We start from the raw sequence: 18,135 nt of genomic DNA, 5'->3' as shown, positions 1-18,135 counted from the left end.
CCTGGCCCCGTGGACAGGATCGAACTCGAAGCATTCGTCGCGGTCGCGGAAGAACTCCACTTCGGCCGCGCCGCCGCACGCCTGCACCGCGGGCAGCCCACCGTCAGCGACGCCGTCCGACGGCTGGAGAGCGCTCTGGGTGGCCGGCTGTTCCACCGCACCAGCCGACGGGTGACACTGACCGACCTCGGCGAAGCGCTGCTGCCCGACGCCCGGGCCACCCTTGCCCAGCTGCGCCGCTTCCAGCAGCGCGGACGCGCCCTGGCCGCCGGCGGCCGGGCCCGCACCACTCTCGTCGTCGCCCACGCCGAATACACCGGCCAGCAGCTGCTGTTGCGCTGCCTCCCGCAACTGCGCGACCGGTTCCCCGACGTGACGATCGTGCCGGAGTGCATGCCGACCACGGCCCAGCTCACCGCCCTGCGCGCCGAGACGATCGGCCTGGGCATCGGCTGGGCGGCCGGCGGCATCAACGGCGTTCGCGCGAGGGTGCTGTCCACCGAACGCTTCGTGGCACTCGTCCCCGCCGCCCACCCCCTCGCCGGGCACGCCGAGTTGAGCGTGGCCGAGCTCTCCACCGCCGACCTGCTCACCTGGCCCCACCAGATCAACAGCGGCCTCTGCGACCGCCTCCTGGCCGCCTTTCAGATCGGCGGAGCCGACCTCCGCATCATCAGGACCGCCGACAGCGTGCAGGCCATCGCCGCCCACGTCGCGGCGGGCGCGGGCATCGGCATCACCGTCGAGTCCGCCCTCGACCACGAGCCGCCGGGACTGCGCATCATCCCCCTCACCGGCCCGTCGACGACCGTCGACCAGGTCGTCCTCACCCCCACCGACCCGACGGACACGGCGACGGCCCTGCGCGACCTGCTGCTCCACGCCTCGAAGGAACCGGCGGTTGCGGATCTCTGACGCCGCTGCCCAGGCGTCAGCCCTTGGCGGCGGGAACCGGTTCGCCCGTGACGCCGTCGACCAGCGCACGGCTGCCGAGCGGCCGGGCCAGGTGCGTGCTCAGCCGGGCCGCACCGCCGTCCTCGCAGCCGATGTCCGGGCCGGAGGCATCGCGGCGTTTCAGGACGATCGTGACCCGGTCGGCCGCTTCGTGGGCGACCAGGTCGGGCCGGTAGTCGCAGCCGCCCCAGTCGACGTGGAGAGAGACCGTGTGGTCGTCGGAGCCGACCGACACCGCGCCGACGCGCGGGTCGTCCACGGCGATCGGGCCCAGCACCGAGGCGTCCCGCACCTTGTACGGCAACGGGTAGGGATCGCCCCACGCGTAGCACGCCGCGACTCCGGCCGCTGCCACGCCCGCCGCGACCAGCCAGCGCCTCTCCCGACGCGTGAGTTCCATCCTCAGGCCCTTCCCCCGTGCTGTGGAGCCGGCACTGTACCGTCACGGAGGCCGCGGCGACGCACCCCGATCGCGAGGCCGGTCACACGCGGAGCGTTTGAACCTCTGCCTGCTCACCGGCCGCGCGGTCGGTTGACAACCGCGCGGCCGGGGACGAGGGTCGACTCCCTGATCGGGTCGACGGGGGAGAGGCCGATGAACCTTGAGGAGCTGAAGCGTCAGGCGCTCCGCGTCCACGACCTCTATGACGAGCTGAACCGCCGTGAGCGCGGCCGGACGTGGACGCGCGGCGACTTCATGCTCGGATTCGTCGGGGACGTCGGCGATCTGGCCAAGCTCGTCATGGCCGAGGAGGGCGCGCGCGACGTCCCCGGTGGCCGGCCGGCGCTGGAGCACGAACTCGCCGACTGCCTCTGGTCGGTGCTGATCCTCGCCCACCACTACGACGTGGACCTCGAAGCCGCCTTCCGCCGGACCATGTCCGACCTCGGCGCGTCCATCGCCGGCAAGCTCGCCGCCACCGCCGACGGTGAGCACACGGGTTCCTGACGGAACGTCAGTCGACGGTCGGCCAGGGCACCGTCGTCTCGGCCGGGGCGGTGTAGTCGGTGCCGGGGACGTCCCAGCCGTAGAGGCGGCCGACCTGGGCCCGGAACCAGGCGGTGTCGGCGAGTTCGGGCAGGGTGTCGGTGGTCGCGGCGGCCCAGCGTTCGTGGACGGCGGCCTGCACCTTGTCGTCCATCTCCCAGCCGTCGAGGCGGATCCGCTGCTCCTCGTCGAGCTGCAGCGGTGCCGCGCCGGTGAGCTGCTGCCACAGGGCGGTGGCCTGCTGCGCGGTGCTCTGGAACCCGTCGCCGAGGACGGCGTGCAGGAGGCTGGTGTAGAGGGCGATGGACGGGATGGCCGTGGAGGCCTGGGTGACGGCCGCGCCGGCGACCACGGTGTGGGCCCGGCCGCCGAGCGGGGCGAGGTCCTGCTGGAGGCGGCGGGCGGTGTCCTCCAGGTGCCGCTTGGCCGCGCCGATGGTGCCGGCCCGGTAGATCGGCGCGGTGAGGTCGGAGCCGACGTAGGTCAGGGCCACCGTGTGGAAGCCGTCCCGGACGAGGCCGCGGTCCGTCAGGGCGTCGATCCACAGCTTCCAGTCGACGCCGCCCATGACCTGCACGGTCGCGTCGCGTTCCGGGTCGGCGGCGGGCGCGAGTTCGAGTGAGCCGACGAGCGGGGTGTCGCCGTCGAACTGCAGGGTCTTTGCCCGGTAGGCGGAGCCCAGGGGCTTGATCACGGAGTGGTGGACCTCGCCGGTGCCGGGGTCGGTGCGGCGGGGCGCGGCGACGCTGTAGACGAGGTAGTCGACCTTGCCGTACCGGGTGGCGAGGTGGTCGAGCGCCTCGTCCTTGGCGGCGGCGGAGAAGGCGTCCGCGTTGAGGAACGCGAAGCCGCCGTCCGTCCCGGCGAGCTCCGCCGCGCGGGCCGTCCGGTACCAGCCGGCGGAGGCGGTGCGGCGTTCGGTCTCGGGGGCCTCGAACGCGATGCCGAGCCCGCGCATGCCGTACGTGCGCAGCGCGGCGACGGTCGCGGCGAGGCCGTAGCCGGCGCTGGAGCCGATGATCAGGGCGACGGGCCCGTCCGCGGCGGCCGGGTCCGCGGCCGCCGGGCCGGTGCGTGCCGTGTCAGCGGGTGCGGTGTCGGCGGGTGCGGTGTGGGTGGGTGCGGGGGTGCGCTCCCAGAGCTCGTCGACGACGGCGGCGCAGCCCCCGGGGTGGGAGTTGAGGTAGAGGAAGCCCCGGTTGCCGGGCTTGATCTCGCGGAGGGTCATCGGTGTCCTTCGTGCCTGGTGACGAGCGTCTTTGCCTTCATCCTGTCGGGTGGGCGGGTGCGGGTATGTGGCGACATGCGCCAGGGTCCGCTCGCGAATCTTGTCGGAGCCGTCCCTACGCGCGCGACGCCTTCGTGGGCGACCGCGGCGACGGCCTGTCACCTGCGGTTTCGGGGGAGGACGGTTCGCCGGAACGGCTCTGCGTGGCTGATTGACTCCCCCTCGGACGGGCCGGAGGCTGAATTGATCTGACGCTGCGTCAGATCAATTGATCCGATGGAGGATTGCTGTGAGAAAGAGACCGGTTCCCCGCTGCACCAGACCCCTGATGGCGCTGCTCGGAACGCTGGCACTGGCGGCGGGCGGACTCGCCCCGGCGGCGGCCGCGTACGAGCGGGGAGGCCCGCAGGTGCTGCTCGTGTGCAACGGCAGCACCGCAGCCTGCCCGAGCGGCGCCGCGCAGCAGTACGGGACCATCCAGGCCGCGGTCGACGCCGCACGCGGCGGTGACTGGGTGCTGGTCTGGCCCGGCGTGTACCACGAGAAGGCCACCGCCGAGGCCGGCGTGCTGATCACCACCCCCGGCGTCCACCTCCGCGGGCTCGACCGCAACCGGGTGGTCGTCGACGGCAGCAACGGCAGCGCGGCGCAGCCCTGCCCGGCCGACCCGGCGCTGCAGGACACCACCGGTCGCAGCGGCGTCGTCGTCTCCAAGGCCGACGACGTCTCGATCGAGAACCTCACCGTCTGCAACTACCTCTCCGGTGCCGACGGCAGCGGCGGCAACGAGATCTGGTGGAACGGCGGCGACGGCAGCGGGCAGATCGGCCTGCACGGCTACCACGGCGCCTACCTGACCGCGACGTCCGGCTTCGGCGCGGCCGACCCGAACGCGTCCATGGCGCAGTACGGCATCTTCGCGTCCAACGCGACGGGCCCGGCGGAGATCGCGCACACCTACGCGTCCAACATGGGCGACTCCGACTACTACGTGGGCGCGTGCCGCGACATCTGCGGGGTGACGCTCCTCGATGCGCACGGGCAGAACTCGGCGATCGGCTTCTCCGGTACCAACTCGGGCGGCTACACCATCAAGGACTCCGAGTTCGACCACAACCGCAGCGGGATCGTGGCCAACTCGCTCAACAACGACGACGCGCCCCCGCCCCAGAACGGCAGCTGCCCGGGCGCGCCGCAGCGATCGTGCACCTTCATCGAGCGCAACTTCATCCACGACAACAACAACCCGAACTCCCCGCTCTCCGGGCTGGCGGGCGCGATCGGCGCCGGCATCGAGATCTCGGGCGGCCACGGCGACACGATCCGCGGCAACCGGATCCAGCAGCAGGGCAGTTGGGGCGTCGTCCTGCACGACTTCCCGGACAGCGAGACACCGCCGCCGCTGAGCACCTGCCAGGGCGGGACGCAGCTGCCCGGCGTCTGCGTCTTCACGTCCTACGGGAACCTGGTGGCGGCCAACGAGTTCGGCCGCAACGGCTTCTTCGGCAACCCGACCAACGCGGACCTCGCCAACGAGTCGACGACGGCGCCGCACAACTGCTTCGTCGGGAACCACGGGACCGACGGCGCCGCCCTCACCAGCGACCCGGCGTCGATCCAGAGCCGCACGGTGGACGGTCCGCCCTGCGGTGAGGGTGCCGGGGTCGGCGACGACCAGCTGCTCTTCGGCGAGTTGGTGTGCGCGGCGGGCTTCGGCCCGTGCCCGATCCCGGACGCGGCCTATCCGCAGCGCACCGGTCTCGACCTGGCGCCGCTCACCGCGCAGGCGAGCATGGAGCGCCCGTGCGCGGGGCTGCCCAGGAACGCGTTCTGCGCGTAGGTGCCGACCCCGGTCTCCGGCCCGGCGGCCCGCGCCGCTGGGCCGGAGGCCGCCTTGTCATATAGGCGTGGTCAAATCACGTTAAAGGCCGATTCGTTGACAGTGCGCCCAAAAAGCAGTTCGCCGATCGCGAGGAGATGATGTCGGCGCCCTGTTATGCCGATTCACGGTGATGGATATGGTGAATGGAGCCAGGGGTGCGGGGGTGGCCACATGTTCGCGTGTGTACCAAAGGGGTGTCGAGTTTTCACTGCCTGCACCTGCGGAGATGGCAGAATGACCCATTCCGGAGAGCCTATCGAAATCTTCACAATCGGCACTGTCGATTCACAACTGATCGAGGGTAGCGTCGTCGTCGTTCCGATTCCTGAATTGGGGGAAACACGCATGGCATCGAACCGGACCGCGAAGGCACTGCTGGGAATCATCACCGCCGGTGCCATCGGTGTCGGTACCCTCGCCGGTGCAGCGACGGCCGCCGCCGCACCCGCGCAGCAGACCGTCACCCGGACCATCACCATCCAGGCCGTCAACAACCTCGGCCTCAGTACCAGTGAGGCCCAGAGCGTGCAGTGCTACGTCCGCGACGCGGGATTCGACCCCGGCGCGATCGACGGCCAGCTCGGCGGCGGCAGCTGGAGGGCCTGGCAGAGCCTCCTCAACGCCCGCGGATACAACGCCGGGGCCGTCGACGGCCAGGTCGGCCCCAACACCATCAGCGGCCTCCAGCGCTTCCTCGTCGCCTGGAGCTACGACACCGGCGGCATCGACGGCGACGCCGGGCCCAAGACCAGGGCCGCGTGGAAGGCCTTCGCCAACCGCTGGGGAACCTGGTGCTGACCAGCGACTGAGCGCGGGCCCGTCCCGGGAGCGATCCCGAGGCGGGCCCGCGCCGCTATGTCCCGTGGTTGGCGAACTCGACGATCCGGGCCGGCGGCGGCGTCCAGCCGCGCGAGGTGTCGACGACCAGGCAGGGCACATCGAGCGCGATCGGGACCCACGACGCGATCGGCCGCTGCCCCTCGGCGATGCGGCGCAGGAGCTCGGAGTCCGCATGGACCGCCCGTGAGGGCTCCTCGGTGGCCCGACGGGCGATGCGGGTGTGAGCGATCTCGGGATCGACGGTGCAGCGCACGACGCGGACGTCGGCCAGCGGCACGAGCGGCGCCAGACCCGGCCGCCACAGCTTGTCCTGGAAGGCGGCCTCCGCCACCAGGTTCGTCCCCGACCGCACGAGCTCGCCGATGCTGCGGAAGAACGTCTCGAACGTCCGCAGGTCGAGGTCGTCGGCGGGATCGGCGCCGGCCGCGACCATCCGCTCCTTGATCTCGTCACGGCACACCAGCGGCCACCCGAGCGCATCGGCCAAGGCATGCGCCAGCGTCGTCTTGCCCGCGCCCGGCGGGCCACTCACGACGACGAGCGCCGGGCGGCGCGGCGGCGTGCCGTCGGGGGTGACTGCGCTGCGCAAGGACGTGCCTTCCCGACCCGCTGCGAACCCGGGCCCACTCGCTGACGATCGCGACCTCGTCGAGGGTCTCACGGGGTCGTAGTTCAGCTCCAGGGCTGTCAGCGGTGACGGCCACGAGGCCGCGACCCGTGACTGTCGGCCGCGCTCATGACGGCCCACCGCCGGTGCTGCCGAACCTGGCGCGGTACTCGCTCGGTGTGGTGCCCAGGTGGCGGGCGAAGGCGCGGCGGAGGGTCTCGTCGCTGCCGAAGCCGCTGTGGCGGGCGGCGTTGGTGATGGTGTGGCCGTCGAGGAGGAGTTGTTGTGCGCGGTCCAGGCGGGCGCGTTCGACCCAGCGGGCGGGGGTGGTGTGGAGTTCGGTGTGGAAGAGCCGGGTGAGGTGGCGGGTGCTGACGGCGGCGGTGGCCGCCATCGCGGGGAGGCTGTGGTCGGCGGCCGGGTCGGCGAGGACGGCGTCGGTGAGGGCGCGCAGGAGGTCGCCGCGGGCGGGCGGAGTGGCCAGGGCGGTGGAGAACTGGCTCTGGCCGCCCGGGCGTTGGACGAAGACGACGAGTTCGCGGGCGATGTCCCGGGCGACCTGGGCGCCGTGGTCGTGTTCGACGAGGGCGAGGGCGAGGTCGATGCCCGCGCTGATGCCCGCGCTGGTGTGGAACCGGCCGTCGTGGACGTGGAGGGCGTCGGGTTCGACCCGGACCCGGGGGTGGCGTTGCGCGAGGGCGTGGGCGTGGCGCCAGTGGGTGGTGGCGCGGCGGCCGTCGAGCAGACCGAGCGCGGCGAGCACGAAGGCGCCGCTGCACACCGAGGCGATCCGCTGCGCCCGCTCGGCGAGGGCCGTGGCCGTGGCGAGGAGGTGTTCGTCGGGGCCGTCGGTCGCGAGGTGGTCGGCTCCGGCGATCACGAGTGTCCCCAGGGGCCCGGCGAAGTCCGGGGCCGGGGTGGTGGTGAGGGCCACGCCGTTGGCGGTGGTCACGGTGTCGCCGTCGGGCGAGACGAGGGTGGTCGCGTAGGGGTGGCCGAAGCGGCCGGCCTGGTGGAACACCTCCATCGGGCCGCTGACGTCGAGCAGGGTGACCCCGTCGAACACGAGGAAGGCGACCTGCCGCGTCATGTCCGAATCCGAGGTGTGTGTGTCTGTACGGACATGGCGCCAGCCTACGCCCCCGGGCGAGTGTGGAGGAGTCCACGAGCGGACCACCGAAGGAGAGGGCCATGACGAACGAGACGGTCGCAGGAGTGCGCATCCCGGACAGCGCCCTGGCGCGCGAGGCGACGGAGCTGGTGCGCGAGGCGGCCTCGCCGCTGCTGTTCGACCACTCGCGCCGGGTGTTCGTGTTCGGGGCGCTGCGAGGCGCCGAGCAGGGCCTGGAGTTCGACCCGGAGCTGCTGTACGTGGGGGCGATGTTCCACGACCTGGGCCTCACCGACCGCTTCGCCCGCACCGACCGGCGGTTCGAGATCGACGGCGCGGACGAGGCCCGCCGCTTCCTGACGGCACACGGCGTGGCCGGCGAGCTCGCTCAGCGGGTCTGGACGGCCGTCGCCCTGCACACGACACCGGAGATCCCGCTGCACATGGCGCCGGAGATCGCCCTCGTCACCCGCGGGGTGGAACTGGACGTCCTGGGCATCGGCTACCACGCCTTGACCGACGAGCAGCGCGCCGCCGTGGTGGCCGCGCACCCGCGGCCCGACTTCAAGAACCGCATCCTCGCCGCGTTCACCGAGGGCATCAGGAACCGCCCCGGCACGGCGTTCGGCAACGTGAAGGCGGACGTCCTGGCCCACTTCGTGCCGGGCTTCGAGCGCGGTGACTTCGTCGAGGTGATCAAGGGCTCGGACTGGGCCGAGTAGGACGCGCAGTATCATCCCAGCTCAAGACGGTGAACGAGGCATCCGGAGGGGCGGACCCATGTCGGCCGACGCATGGCCGGAGCTGCTGTTCGGCTCCGAGCAGTTGATCGCGCTGTACACCGGACTGCCGCCCCTGGAGGGCCTGGTGCTCCGGTCGGTGCAGCTGAATCCGCGCGGCGCCGGGGTGACCCTGCGGGTCGAGCTCCCGTGCTTTCCCGACCTCGCTCCGCAGGAGTGGACGGACGCGGGCTGCGACCGGTTCGAGGCGCAGGTCGAGTTCACGGCGGTGGAGGAGGACCTGCGGATGCGGGGCCTGCCCGGCGGCACCGTGGTCGACGTCGAGCTGAGCCGCTACCTGCGGGACCGGGAGCGCCGGATCACGGTCGGGGTGCGCGGGCCGGGGTTCTCGCTGGACTTCACCGCGCACGCCGCGCTCAAGGCGGGGCACCTCAACGCGTACTGCTCCGGCGGCGCCGAACCGTACGCGGCGAAGCGGTGGTTCGTGAGCCCGGTCGATCGACGCCTGTACGGCAGCGTGCTGCCGCCCACGACCGCGAAGGTGTTCTATGGGTGACGGCCACGACTGGTCGGCGGAGTTGGCGAACCCCGGGACGATCCGCGAGGTCCTCGGCGCACCGCCGCCCCTGCTGAGCGACTACGGCCTGGACTCCGTCCTCGTCGACGAGCGCGGCGCGTCCGTCACGTTGCGGTTCTCCGCGTTCGCCGTCCCGGCCGGTGCCGCGGACCTGTGGCGGGAGCGCGGCCACAACGCGGTGGAGTTCGTGCTGGTGTGCCTCGGCGTGACGGACTTCGAGGTGGACGCGTGGTCGGGCTGGCCCACGACCCGCGCCACGCTCACGGGCAGGCGGGTCGTGCTCTGCGGGCGGGGCAAGCACGTGTCCTTCGCGGCGGCCGAGATCCGCGCCGAGCCGCCGGTCGGACGGCTCTGGAGCCGGTACGAGTGACGTGCGCCGAGGGCCGAAGGGGGATGCCCCTCGGCCCTCGCCGCACGACGCGGCCGTTCCATGCCAGTTGCTGATCCTGACGTCGCGCGGAGCGGGCGCGCCCGCGCCGGTTTCGAGCTCGGCCTTGAGGCTCATCAGGAACGTCGCCCACTTGGTGCTGCAGTGGTACATGAACTCCACCGGGTCCCTCCAGTCCTCGTGCCGGAACAGCACGATGGTGTAGTCGTCCTCCCGCTTGAGGTCGAAGCGGATGCGGGTGCCGATCCACTCCTCGGGGCCGTCGATGACCTCCCAGAGGACCCGGCGGCCGGGCTCGGTCTCCAGGACCTTCATGTCGAAGCCGCCGGGGCCGAAGCGGAACCGGACCACGCCGCCGGGGCCGGCGTCGCCGTCGGTGTCCTCGGTCCACCAGCTCGCCAGTCCGTCGACCGTGGTCAGGGCCGTGAAGACGGCCTCCGGGGACGTCGTGACACCGATCCGGTGCAGGATGTCCGCCATGGCGGGTACCTCTCTCTCGTGTGCGGTTCTCGTGCGGGCTCAGCTCTCCTGGCTGCGCTGGATCGCCTCGGCGATCCGCTTGATGCGCTGCAGGCGGGCGTCCCAGGCGGCACCGACCGACGACAGCTGGGCGACGGCGCGGGCGAGTTGGGCCTCGTCGACCTGGTAGCGGCGCTCTCGTCCGGAGGGCGTGTCGTGGACGAGCCCGACCCGGCCGAGGACGCCGAGGTGTTTGGCGACGGCCTGCCGGGTGACCAGGGTCAGCCCGTGGGCATGCCGATCTGCCGGCGTTCGAGCGCCGAGCGCAGCGTCGCGAGCGCCTGCGCGGCGGCCGTCACCGACGCGTCGTCGAGCGTGTCGCCGATCAGCTCGGCGAGCCCCGCCGTGAACGTCCGCTCGGCCGCGTCGACGAGCTGCGCCCCGTCCTCGGTCAGTGCGAGCAGCGAGGAGCGGCGGTCGGAGGGGTTCGGTCGCCGGGCGACCCAGCCCTGCTTCTCCAGGCGGTCGACGCCCTTGCTGGTCGCCCCGATGCCGACCGCGAACCCGGTGGCGAGGTCCGCCACGCGGGCTCCGGGGTGGTCGCGCAGGTACCGCAGGAACTCGAACTGCGAGGTCACGATGCCGTGCCGGGCGCGGAGCCGGTCGTTGAGCGCGTTGTAGAGCCGCGTCTCGCACCGGACCAGATCGGCGAAGAACTCCGGGAGCTCCATCGGCTCATCCCTCGATTTAGATTCCATGGCATATAGTGTAGCGGCAGGTACTTTCGAGGGGAGCCCCATCATGAGCAGGGAACAGCGTGCGCGGATCGACGCGATGCTGCGGCAGCCGCGTCCGGAGAGTCCCCGGACGGTCGAGGAGGTCCGGGCCGGATTCGAGGCGCTGATGGCCGGGATGATCGTGCCCGGCACCATCCGCACCACGGAGACGGCGCTCGGCGGCCGGCCCGCCCTCAGGGTCGAGCCGGACGGTGCGCCACGTGCCGGGACGATCCTGTACTTCCACGGCGGCGGCTGGGTGTACGGCTCGCCCCGGACGGCGCTGTCGCTGACCGGCAACCTCGTGGCCAGGACCGGCGTCGGCGCGTACTCGCTGGACTACCGGCTCGCCCCGGAGCACCCGTTCCCGGCCGCGATCGAGGACACGCTGAGCGCCTACCGGGACCTCCTCGACCGCGGCGAGGACCCGTCGTCGATCGTGTTCGCCGGCGACTCCGCGGGCGGCGGACTCGCCGTCACCGCCTGCCTCGCCGCCCGGGACGCGGGCCTGCCGCTGCCCGCCGCCGTCCTGGCGCTGTCGCCGGGCGTCGACGCGACCCGTACCGGCGACAGCATGGCCACCAAGGAGGACGCCGACCCGATCTTCACCCGCGCGGACCTCGACCGCACCGGTGCCCTGTACCTCGCCGGGGCCGACCCGCACCAGCCGCTGCTCAGCCCGGCCGTCTGCGCCGACCTGACGGGCTTCCCGCCGATGCTCGTCCAGGTGGGCGCCAACGAGCTCCTGCTGGACGACTCCACGCGCCTGGCCGCGCGCGCCGCGGCGGCCGGCGTGGACGTCGTCCTGGACGTCACCGCCGACGCGCCGCACGTGTTCCAGGCCTTCGTCGGGGTCCTGGACGAGGCGGACGAGGCACTGGACCGCGCGGCACTCTTCCTCACCCAGCGCTTGCGCGCAACGGGCTGACCGACCGTCATTCTGTGCTCATCACCCGCGTCGGGTCGCGGTAGACCGCGTCGAGCGCGAGTAGCGCGGCGCCGCGGGTCGTGGCGGTCAGGCCGGTGCGGGAGAGGACGATCTCGCAGCCGCCGGCGTTCGGGGCCATCACGAGGTCGTGGACCTGCTCGGTGACGCCGGGGAGGAGGTGTTCGCCGAAGAAGGCGAAATGGCCGCCGAGGACGACGAGCCGGGGGTTGAGGATGTCGACGAGGAGGGCGATCCCGGGGGCCAGGGCGTCGGCGATGCGGTGGAGGGCGTCGAGCGTGCGGGGGTCCCCGGCCCGGGCGCGGGCGCGCAGTTCGGTGAGGCGGCGCTCGACGTCGATCATCGGGTCCCACACCATGTCGCCGGGGTCGGCGGCGTGGCGCAGGAGGGCGTCGCGGCCGACGGCCGTCTCCCAGCAGCCGCGCCGGCCGCAGGCGCAGGGCTGCTCGGAGGGGACCAGCCGCAGGTGGCCGACCTCGCCCGCGTAGCCGCCGGTGCCGCGCAGGAGCTGGCCGCCGGCGATGATGCCGACGCCGACGCCGGTCTGGCCGGTGACGTGCACGAGGTCGCGGACGCCGGCGGCGGAGGCCGGGACGTACTCGGCGAGGGCGCCGAGCTTGGCGTCGTTCTCCAGGTGCAGTTCGGGGGCGGTCGGGCCGAGGCGCCGGCGCAGGCCGTCGAGCGCCCGGACGCCGCTCCAGCCGATGTTGGAGGCGTACGTGACGGTGCCGGTGGCGAGGTCGACGGTGCCCGGGGTGGCGAGGGTGACGCCGACGACGCGGCCGCCGGCGCGGCGCAGGCGGTCGGCGCCGCGCGCGATCAGCCGGGCGGTGGTGTCGAGGACGGCGTCGGGGCCCGCGGCGCGGACGTCGAAGGGGACGCGTTTCTCGGCGGTGACCTCGCCCTTGAGATTGACGGCGAGGAGGCTCACGTAGTCGACGTCGATCTCGGCGCCGATGCCGTGGACGCCGGTGCCGTCGATCTCGACGCTCTGGCCCGGGCGGCCGACGGTGGTGCGGTCGCGCTCGGTCCCGCCCTCGCGGATGAGGCCGCCCTCCAGGAGTTCGGCCGTCAGGTTGGAGACCGTCGCCTTCGGCAGGCCGGTGTCGTCGGCGATCCGGGTGCGGGTGCGGGGGCCGTCGTCGCGCAGGAGGCGCAGCACGAGCCCGAGGTTGGCGCGGCGGGAGGAGGAGCGGTCGCGGGCGACGGCCGGTCCGGCCATCGCCAGGTTCCGGACGCCGTCGCCGTCGTGTGTGGATCCCATCGCTCGCTCCTTCTCCCTTGACTTCGGCCCGAGTTGGTTCAAACAATAACCGAACGAATTCGCAGTGCCCAGGTTCCCTCAGTACCTCACCGAGGAGGCGCACGTGAAGCCAAGTCCCGTCACCACCACGCTCGTTGCCGCGCTGGCCGCCGTCACCGCGTCGACCCTGCTGGCCGGCTGCTCCTCCGGATCGTCCGGCGGCGCGCCGGGATCGGCGGCCGCGGGCGGCACGGTCGAGCTGGAGTTCTGGGGCTGGGCCCCGGGCTACGACCAGGCGGTCGCGAAGTTCAACGCGTCCCACCCGAACGTGCGGGTGACGTTCGGCAAGACCGCGTCCGGCTCCAAGGGCGGGTACACGAAGATGCTCACGGCGGCCAAGGCGGGCAACGCGCCGTGCCTGGCCCAGGTCGGGTACGAGACCCTGCCGAGCTTCGCCGCCGCGGGCGCCCTCACCGACATCTCCAGGTACACCGGGGACGCCAAGTCGCAGTTCGCCGAGTGGACGTGGAAGCAGGTGACGATCGGCGGGCAGACCTACGGGATCCCCGTCGACACCGCGCCGATGGCGCTGTTCTACCGCAAGGACCTGTTCGCCAGGTACGGCATCACGACGCCCCCGGTCACGTGGGCCGAGTACGCGGCCGACGCCGCCAAGGTGCACGCCGCCGACCCGACCGTCTACCTCGGCGACTTCGGCAACGACGCCTACAACTACGCCGGTCTCGCCTGGCAGGCGGGCGCCAAGTGGTTCGGCACCGGGAACGACCAGTGGCAGGTGAGCCTCGACAGCGCCGCCAACAAGAAGGTGGCCGGCTACTGGCAGGACCTGCTCGACCGGAAGCTCCTGAAGGCGGACCCGAGTTACGACCCGTCGCTGTACGCGGACCTGACGGACGGCAAGATCCTGTCCGACGTCAACGCGGTGTGGAACGCCCCCACGCTGGCGGCGAGCGTCAAGAGCGGCGCCGGTCAGTGGGCGGTGGCGCCGATGCCCGTGTGGGACGCGGCCAACCCCGCCTACGGCAACGACGGCGGCTCGGCCACCGCCGTCCTCAAGGGCTGCGCCCACCCCAAGGAGGCGGCCGAGTTCGCCACCTGGATGAGCACCGACCCCGGCAGCGTGGGCGACCTGATCACGGTCACGGGCATCTACCCGGCCGCGACCTCCGGGCTCGCCAACCCCGCGCTCGGCAAGCCCGATCCGTTCTTCGGCGGACAGGTGATCTTCGACGTGTTCCGGGCCGCGAGCGCGCACATCGCCACCGACTGGCAGTGGGGGCCCACCATGACCCAGACCTCCACCGACCTCGGCGACGGGCTCGGCAGGGCGGGCACCGGCGGCGCGACCCTGCCGGGCGTGCTCGCGGACGTGCAGGGCAAGACGGTGGCTGGCCTGAAGCAGCAGGGCCTCGCCGTCGCCGGCGGCTGACCACCCGTCGACCCGGCCCCGCGCCACCCCCACGGGCGCGGGCCCGCCATGGTCACTCCCCGAGGAGGCAGCACGCCCATGAAGACCGTCCACGCCGGGCGGACAGCAGTGCGGAAGTCCCTGCGGGGCTCCGGAGGCCCCCGTCGCCACGGCCGGACGGCGGCGCTGTTCCTGGCCCCCTTCCTGCTGCTGTTCACCGCCCTCTACCTCGCGCCCATCGGCTACACCGTCCACCAGAGCCTCTTCCGGATGCACCGCTCCGGGCTCGGCCTCACCGCCCCCACCCAGGTGTTCGCCGGCCTCGGCAACTACGCGACGGCGCTGGGCGATCCGGCGTTCCGCGGCTCGCTGCTGCGGGTGCTGCTGATCGGCATCGTGCAGGTGCCGGTGATGCTGCTGCTGGCCCTGGCGCTCGCGCTGCTCCTGGACGCCGGGTCGACCCCCTTCAAGCGGTTCTTCCGGCTGGCCTTCTTCCTGCCGTACGCGCTGCCGGGGGTGGTCGGCGCGATCATGTGGTCCTACCTGGTGGCCCCCGGGCTCAGCCCGATCACCGCCGCGGGCGACCACCTCGGCCTGCACCTCGATCTGACGTCCGACGGCATGCTGGGCCCCACCATCGGCAACATGCTCACGTGGGGCTGGACCGGCTACAACATGCTGATCCTCTACTCCGCCCTCCAGTCCATCCCGCCGGAGATCGGCGAGGCCGCCCTGATGGACGGCTGCTCGGCCCTCGGCGTCGCGTGGCGCATCAAGGTGCCGATGATCCGGCCGGCGCTCGTGCTGACCACGGTGTTCTCCATCATCGGCACCGCCCAGCTCTACAACGAGCCGGCGATCCTGCACACCGTGGCACCGAACCTGAGCAGCACCTACACGCCCATCTACGCCGCCTACAACGCCGTGGACGCCGACAACTTCAACCTCGCGGCCACCGAGTCCGTCGTCCTCGCGGTGCTCGCGTTCGTGCTCTCCTTCGGCTTCCTCAAGCTCGTCCAGCGCCGGGGGGTCGCGCAGTGAACACCACCTCCGGGCGTCAACCCGCCTCCCGCTGGATCGTGTTGGGCGCGCTGCTCCTCGCCTCGGTGTACTTCCTCGCGCCGGTGTGGTGGTTGCTCGTCGCCTCGACGAAGACCAGCAGCGGGCTGTTCTCCGGAAACGGCTTCTGGTTCGGCGACTTCGCGCTCCTCGACAACCTGGACCAGGTGTTCACCCGGCAGGGCGGCATCTACTGGGAGTGGCTCGGCAACAGCGCCCTCTACGCCGTCGGCGGCGCGGGCGTCAGCACGCTGATCTCCGCCATGGCGGGGTACGCGCTGGCCAAATACCACTTCCGCGGGCGGGAGTTGACGTTCAACGGCGTGCTCGCCGCCGTGCTCGTCCCGCAGCCGCTGCTGGCCGTGCCGCTGTACCTGCTGTTCTCCCGACTGCACCTGGTCAACAGCTACTGGGCGGTGCTGCTGCCCAGCATGGTCAGCCCGTTCGGGGTCTACCTCGCGCGCATCTACGCCGCCGCGTCCGTACCGGACGAGCTCATCGAGGCCGGGCGGATCGACGGCGCCGGCGAACTGCGGATCTTCGCCACCATCGCGCTGCGCGTGATGTCGCCCGCGCTCGTGACGGTGTTCCTGTTCCAGTTCGTCGCCATCTGGACCAACTACCTGCTCCCCGTGCTGATGCTGGCCGACGACCACCTCCAGCCGGTCACCGTCGGCGTCGTCGGGTGGCAGTCCCAGCGGGCGATCGGGCCCGGGGCGCCGCCGCTCAACGTCGTCGTCACGGCGGCCATGGTGTCGGCGATCCCGCTGGTCGTCCTGTTCCTGTCCCTGCAGCGATTCTGGCGCGCCGGCCTCACCGCCGGCAGCACCAAGTGAGGAGGCCCGCCGTGCCCGCCAGGTACCACCTGCGGTTCCAGCTCCACGCTGCGTCCGACATCGCCGAACTGGTCCGATTCTGCCGGGAGTCGGGGGTCGACGAGGTCGTCCTGCTGCTCGGGGCCGAGGAGTTCCACGCCGGGCACCCGTCCGGAGCCGCCGAGGACCGGCTGTTCGAAACCGCCCGGAGCGCCTCGGAGGCGCTCCGGGCGGCCGGGCTCGACGTCAGCCTCAACCCCTGGGTGACGGCGGGGCACGCCGACCGTGGGCGCGTCGACCGGCTGGGCTTCGCCCCGATGGTCGGCCCGACCGGGACGGTCGCCACCGCCCAGGCCTCCTTCGCGTGCCCGCGCTTCCGCTCGTGGCTCACCGCCCACTACGGGCGGTTCGCCGAGCTCGCGCCCCGGGTGCTGTGGCTGGAGGACGACTTCCGCTACCACAACCACGCGCCGCTGGGGTGGGGTGGCGGATTCGAGCCGCTGATGCTCGACCGGCTGGCGGAGGCGGTGGGGGAGACGGTGACCCGGGAGCAGGCCGTCGCCGCGGTGACGGCCCCCGGCGATCCCCACCCCTGGCGTGTGCAGCTCCAACGGGTCTGGCGAGAAGCACAGTTGGAAGTGGCCGAGGCGATCGCGAAGGCCGTCGCCGAACGGTCGGAAGGGCGGACGCAGCTCGGGCTGATGAGCTCCGAGCCCGGAGTCCACTCCGTCGAGGGACGCGACTGGCCGGCCCTGTTCGACGCGCTCGCCATCGACGGACGCGTCTCCCACCGGCCGCACTTCGCCCGCTACTCCGACGCGCCGGGGCGCGAACTGAGCTTCTCCGTCTGGATGCTGGAGGTGCAGCGGGCACTGCGGCCCGCACACGTGCGCAGCGAACCGGAGGTCGAGAACTGGCCGCACACCGCGTGGTCGAAGTCCGACACCCAGACGTGGTCCGAGCTCGTCGTCGCCCAACTCGCGGGCTCGGACGCCCTGTTCCTCAACGTTCACCCGATGCAGTCCGGCCGGGCCGGGCGCTTCCCGCGCGTGGCCGAGCTGCTGCGCAGGTCGCGGCCGGCGCTCGACCGCGTGGCGTCGAAGGGGGACACCGCCGGTGTGGCGCTGCCGGTGCGGCAGGACGCGGCCGCCCACGTGCGGACCGTCCGCGGCGGGGACCTCGTCGACCTGGCCGTCGACCCCGGCCCGGGGGCGGACTTCCTGCTGCGGTACGGCGTCCCGGTGACGGCCGGGGACGCGCCGGTGCGGGTGCTGTTCGGGCAGGTGGCGTGGGCGTACGGCGACGCGGAGCTCCGGCGGATGCTCGGCGGGGGACTGCTGCTGGACGGCACGGCGGCGCGCATCCTCGACGAGCGGGGGCTAGGGAAGCCGCTCGGCGTGACGGTCGAGGAGGTGGTGGGGAGGGACTCGGCGTCCGCGCCGGGCCCGTACGCGCTGGAGCGCCGCGGCGACGTGTTCCTGAGCGTCAACGGCCAGCCCGCACTCGCCCGGCTCCGGCCCGCGGCGGACACCGAGACCTGGACGGAGATCCTGACCCCGGACCTACGGGTGTGGGGCCCGGGCCGGTGCGTCCACACCAATGAACTCGGCGGTCGGATCTGCGTCTTGGCCGCGACGGCGGTGGACCTGCTGCCGTACGACGACGACGGGCAGCAGCTGTTGCACGAGATGCTCCGGTACCTGGAGGGCGAGGACCCGGCCCTGCCGCTGGTGACCGGCGGCCCCCACCTGATCCCCCACCTTTCCCGCACCCCCGACGGCCTGCGCCTCGCCGTGGCCAACGGCAGCGCCGACCCGGCCCACGTCCGCATCCACCTGCCCGGCACCCCCGCAGGAGCGGAGGCGACGCTGCTCCGCCCGTTGGCGGCCCCGGAGCCCGTCCCGGGGGTCGTGACCGGCGGCCTCGTCGAGTTCGACGTACCGCTGCCGCACCGCGGCTGGCTTCTGGTCGAGTGGCCCCGAAGCCGGCGTTCGGCGGTGTCGGCGCGGGCGCGCCGGTAGGCGGCTCCTGCGGCGTCCGCCCGGTGCCCGGTTTCGCCCGGCGCACCGCGACCCGCGTCCTGCTCGAGTGGT

The 18,135-nt window shown here is 72.6% G+C and carries 18 protein-coding genes and 1 pseudogene; 12 read left to right on the top strand and 7 right to left on the bottom strand.

The window, feature by feature from the left end; translation table 11 throughout:
• Window positions 1-9 precede the first annotated feature (9 nt).
• Window positions 10-915, top strand: a complete 906-nt coding sequence (locus ACFVU9_RS14680; RefSeq protein WP_387593480.1) for a LysR family transcriptional regulator — start codon at window positions 10-12, stop codon at window positions 913-915.
• A gap of 16 nt (window positions 916-931) precedes the next feature.
• Here the strand turns inward: ACFVU9_RS14680 and ACFVU9_RS14675 are convergent, their stop codons facing one another.
• On the bottom strand, window positions 932-1,354 hold the full coding sequence (locus ACFVU9_RS14675; protein ID WP_380504819.1) for a hypothetical protein: 423 nt from the start codon (window positions 1,352-1,354) through the stop codon (window positions 932-934).
• 195 nt (window positions 1,355-1,549) lie between these two features.
• On the opposite strand from ACFVU9_RS14675, the gene ACFVU9_RS14670 reads away from it, so the two are divergent.
• Entirely contained in the window at window positions 1,550-1,903 is a 354-nt protein-coding gene (locus ACFVU9_RS14670) for a MazG nucleotide pyrophosphohydrolase domain-containing protein (RefSeq protein ID WP_380443952.1), read from the top strand.
• Window positions 1,904-1,910: 7 nt separating this feature from the next.
• On the opposite strand, the gene ACFVU9_RS14665 is transcribed toward ACFVU9_RS14670, so the two are convergent.
• Window positions 1,911-3,170 (bottom strand): enoyl-[acyl-carrier-protein] reductase FabV, encoded by a 1,260-nt coding sequence (locus tag ACFVU9_RS14665; protein WP_387593478.1) that lies wholly within the window; start codon window positions 3,168-3,170, stop codon window positions 1,911-1,913.
• 328 nt (window positions 3,171-3,498) lie between these two features.
• On the opposite strand from ACFVU9_RS14665, the gene ACFVU9_RS14660 reads away from it, so the two are divergent.
• Entirely contained in the window at window positions 3,499-5,010 is a 1,512-nt protein-coding gene (locus tag ACFVU9_RS14660) for a hypothetical protein (RefSeq protein ID WP_387593476.1), read from the top strand.
• Window positions 5,011-5,397: 387 nt separating this feature from the next.
• Window positions 5,398-5,850 carry a peptidoglycan-binding protein gene (locus ACFVU9_RS14655; protein WP_387593475.1) on the top strand — a complete coding sequence of 151 codons (453 nt, stop codon included), beginning with the start codon at window positions 5,398-5,400 and terminating at the stop codon, window positions 5,848-5,850.
• A gap of 55 nt (window positions 5,851-5,905) precedes the next feature.
• On the opposite strand, the gene ACFVU9_RS14650 is transcribed toward ACFVU9_RS14655, so the two are convergent.
• Window positions 5,906-6,481 (bottom strand): AAA family ATPase, encoded by a 576-nt coding sequence (locus ACFVU9_RS14650; RefSeq protein ID WP_387593473.1) that lies wholly within the window; start codon window positions 6,479-6,481, stop codon window positions 5,906-5,908.
• A 145-nt stretch (window positions 6,482-6,626) separates the two neighbouring features.
• The gene (locus ACFVU9_RS14645) at window positions 6,627-7,589 is read right to left on the bottom strand and encodes a GlxA family transcriptional regulator (protein WP_387593472.1); all 963 of its coding nucleotides are present in this window, start codon (window positions 7,587-7,589) and stop codon (window positions 6,627-6,629) included.
• Window positions 7,590-7,690: 101 nt separating this feature from the next.
• Between ACFVU9_RS14645 and ACFVU9_RS14640 the strand changes: the two genes are divergently transcribed.
• From ACFVU9_RS14640 to ACFVU9_RS14630, 3 genes are read left to right on the top strand one after another with little or no spacing between them, the layout of a single operon-like run.
• Window positions 7,691-8,332 (top strand): HD domain-containing protein, encoded by a 642-nt coding sequence (locus ACFVU9_RS14640; protein WP_387593470.1) that lies wholly within the window; start codon window positions 7,691-7,693, stop codon window positions 8,330-8,332.
• A gap of 58 nt (window positions 8,333-8,390) precedes the next feature.
• Window positions 8,391-8,906: an Imm50 family immunity protein gene (locus ACFVU9_RS14635; RefSeq protein ID WP_387593468.1), complete on the top strand. Its 516-nt coding sequence runs from the start codon at window positions 8,391-8,393 to the stop codon at window positions 8,904-8,906.
• Window positions 8,899-9,297 carry an Imm50 family immunity protein gene (locus ACFVU9_RS14630; protein WP_387593466.1) on the top strand — a complete coding sequence of 133 codons (399 nt, stop codon included), beginning with the start codon at window positions 8,899-8,901 and terminating at the stop codon, window positions 9,295-9,297. Before ACFVU9_RS14635 ends, ACFVU9_RS14630 begins: the two co-directional genes overlap by 8 nt.
• A 123-nt stretch (window positions 9,298-9,420) precedes the next feature.
• On the opposite strand, the pseudogene ACFVU9_RS14625 reads toward ACFVU9_RS14630, so the two are convergent.
• Together ACFVU9_RS14625 and ACFVU9_RS14620 are read right to left on the bottom strand one after the other, a co-directional pair.
• Window positions 9,421-9,795: pseudogene (locus ACFVU9_RS14625) on the bottom strand (SRPBCC domain-containing protein); the annotation flags it as partial.
• 260 nt (window positions 9,796-10,055) lie between these two features.
• The gene (locus ACFVU9_RS14620; protein ID WP_387593464.1) at window positions 10,056-10,532 is read right to left on the bottom strand and encodes a MarR family winged helix-turn-helix transcriptional regulator; all 477 of its coding nucleotides are present in this window, start codon (window positions 10,530-10,532) and stop codon (window positions 10,056-10,058) included.
• A 43-nt stretch (window positions 10,533-10,575) separates the two neighbouring features.
• On the opposite strand from ACFVU9_RS14620, the gene ACFVU9_RS14615 reads away from it, so the two are divergent.
• Window positions 10,576-11,478, top strand: a complete 903-nt coding sequence (locus tag ACFVU9_RS14615; RefSeq protein ID WP_387593462.1) for an alpha/beta hydrolase — start codon at window positions 10,576-10,578, stop codon at window positions 11,476-11,478.
• Between the two features lie 7 nt (window positions 11,479-11,485).
• Here ACFVU9_RS14615 and ACFVU9_RS14610 read toward each other — a convergent pair whose 3' ends face one another.
• Entirely contained in the window at window positions 11,486-12,760 is a 1,275-nt protein-coding gene (locus tag ACFVU9_RS14610) for an ROK family protein (RefSeq protein WP_387593460.1), read from the bottom strand.
• A gap of 103 nt (window positions 12,761-12,863) precedes the next feature.
• On the opposite strand from ACFVU9_RS14610, the gene ACFVU9_RS14605 reads away from it, so the two are divergent.
• From ACFVU9_RS14605 to ACFVU9_RS14590, 4 genes are all read left to right on the top strand, one after another.
• The gene (locus tag ACFVU9_RS14605; RefSeq protein WP_387593458.1) at window positions 12,864-14,189 is read left to right on the top strand and encodes an ABC transporter substrate-binding protein; all 1,326 of its coding nucleotides are present in this window, start codon (window positions 12,864-12,866) and stop codon (window positions 14,187-14,189) included.
• A gap of 78 nt (window positions 14,190-14,267) precedes the next feature.
• The gene (locus ACFVU9_RS14600; RefSeq protein ID WP_387593456.1) at window positions 14,268-15,209 is read left to right on the top strand and encodes a carbohydrate ABC transporter permease; all 942 of its coding nucleotides are present in this window, start codon (window positions 14,268-14,270) and stop codon (window positions 15,207-15,209) included.
• Complete coding sequence (locus ACFVU9_RS14595) at window positions 15,206-16,063, top strand: carbohydrate ABC transporter permease (RefSeq protein WP_387593454.1); 858 nt, start codon at window positions 15,206-15,208, stop codon at window positions 16,061-16,063. The genes ACFVU9_RS14600 and ACFVU9_RS14595 overlap by 4 nt, the downstream gene beginning before the upstream one ends.
• Before the next feature lie 11 nt (window positions 16,064-16,074).
• On the top strand, window positions 16,075-18,063 hold the full coding sequence (locus tag ACFVU9_RS14590) for a hypothetical protein (protein WP_387593452.1): 1,989 nt from the start codon (window positions 16,075-16,077) through the stop codon (window positions 18,061-18,063).
• The last annotated feature ends 72 nt before the right edge of the window (window positions 18,064-18,135 follow it).

The sequence above is a fragment of the Kitasatospora sp. NPDC057936 genome (assembly GCF_042887525.1).
In the GTDB taxonomy this organism is placed as follows: domain Bacteria; phylum Actinomycetota; class Actinomycetes; order Streptomycetales; family Streptomycetaceae; genus Kitasatospora.
Note: the sequence above shows the minus strand (reverse complement) of the source record. Positions and strands in the feature narration are given on the sequence as shown.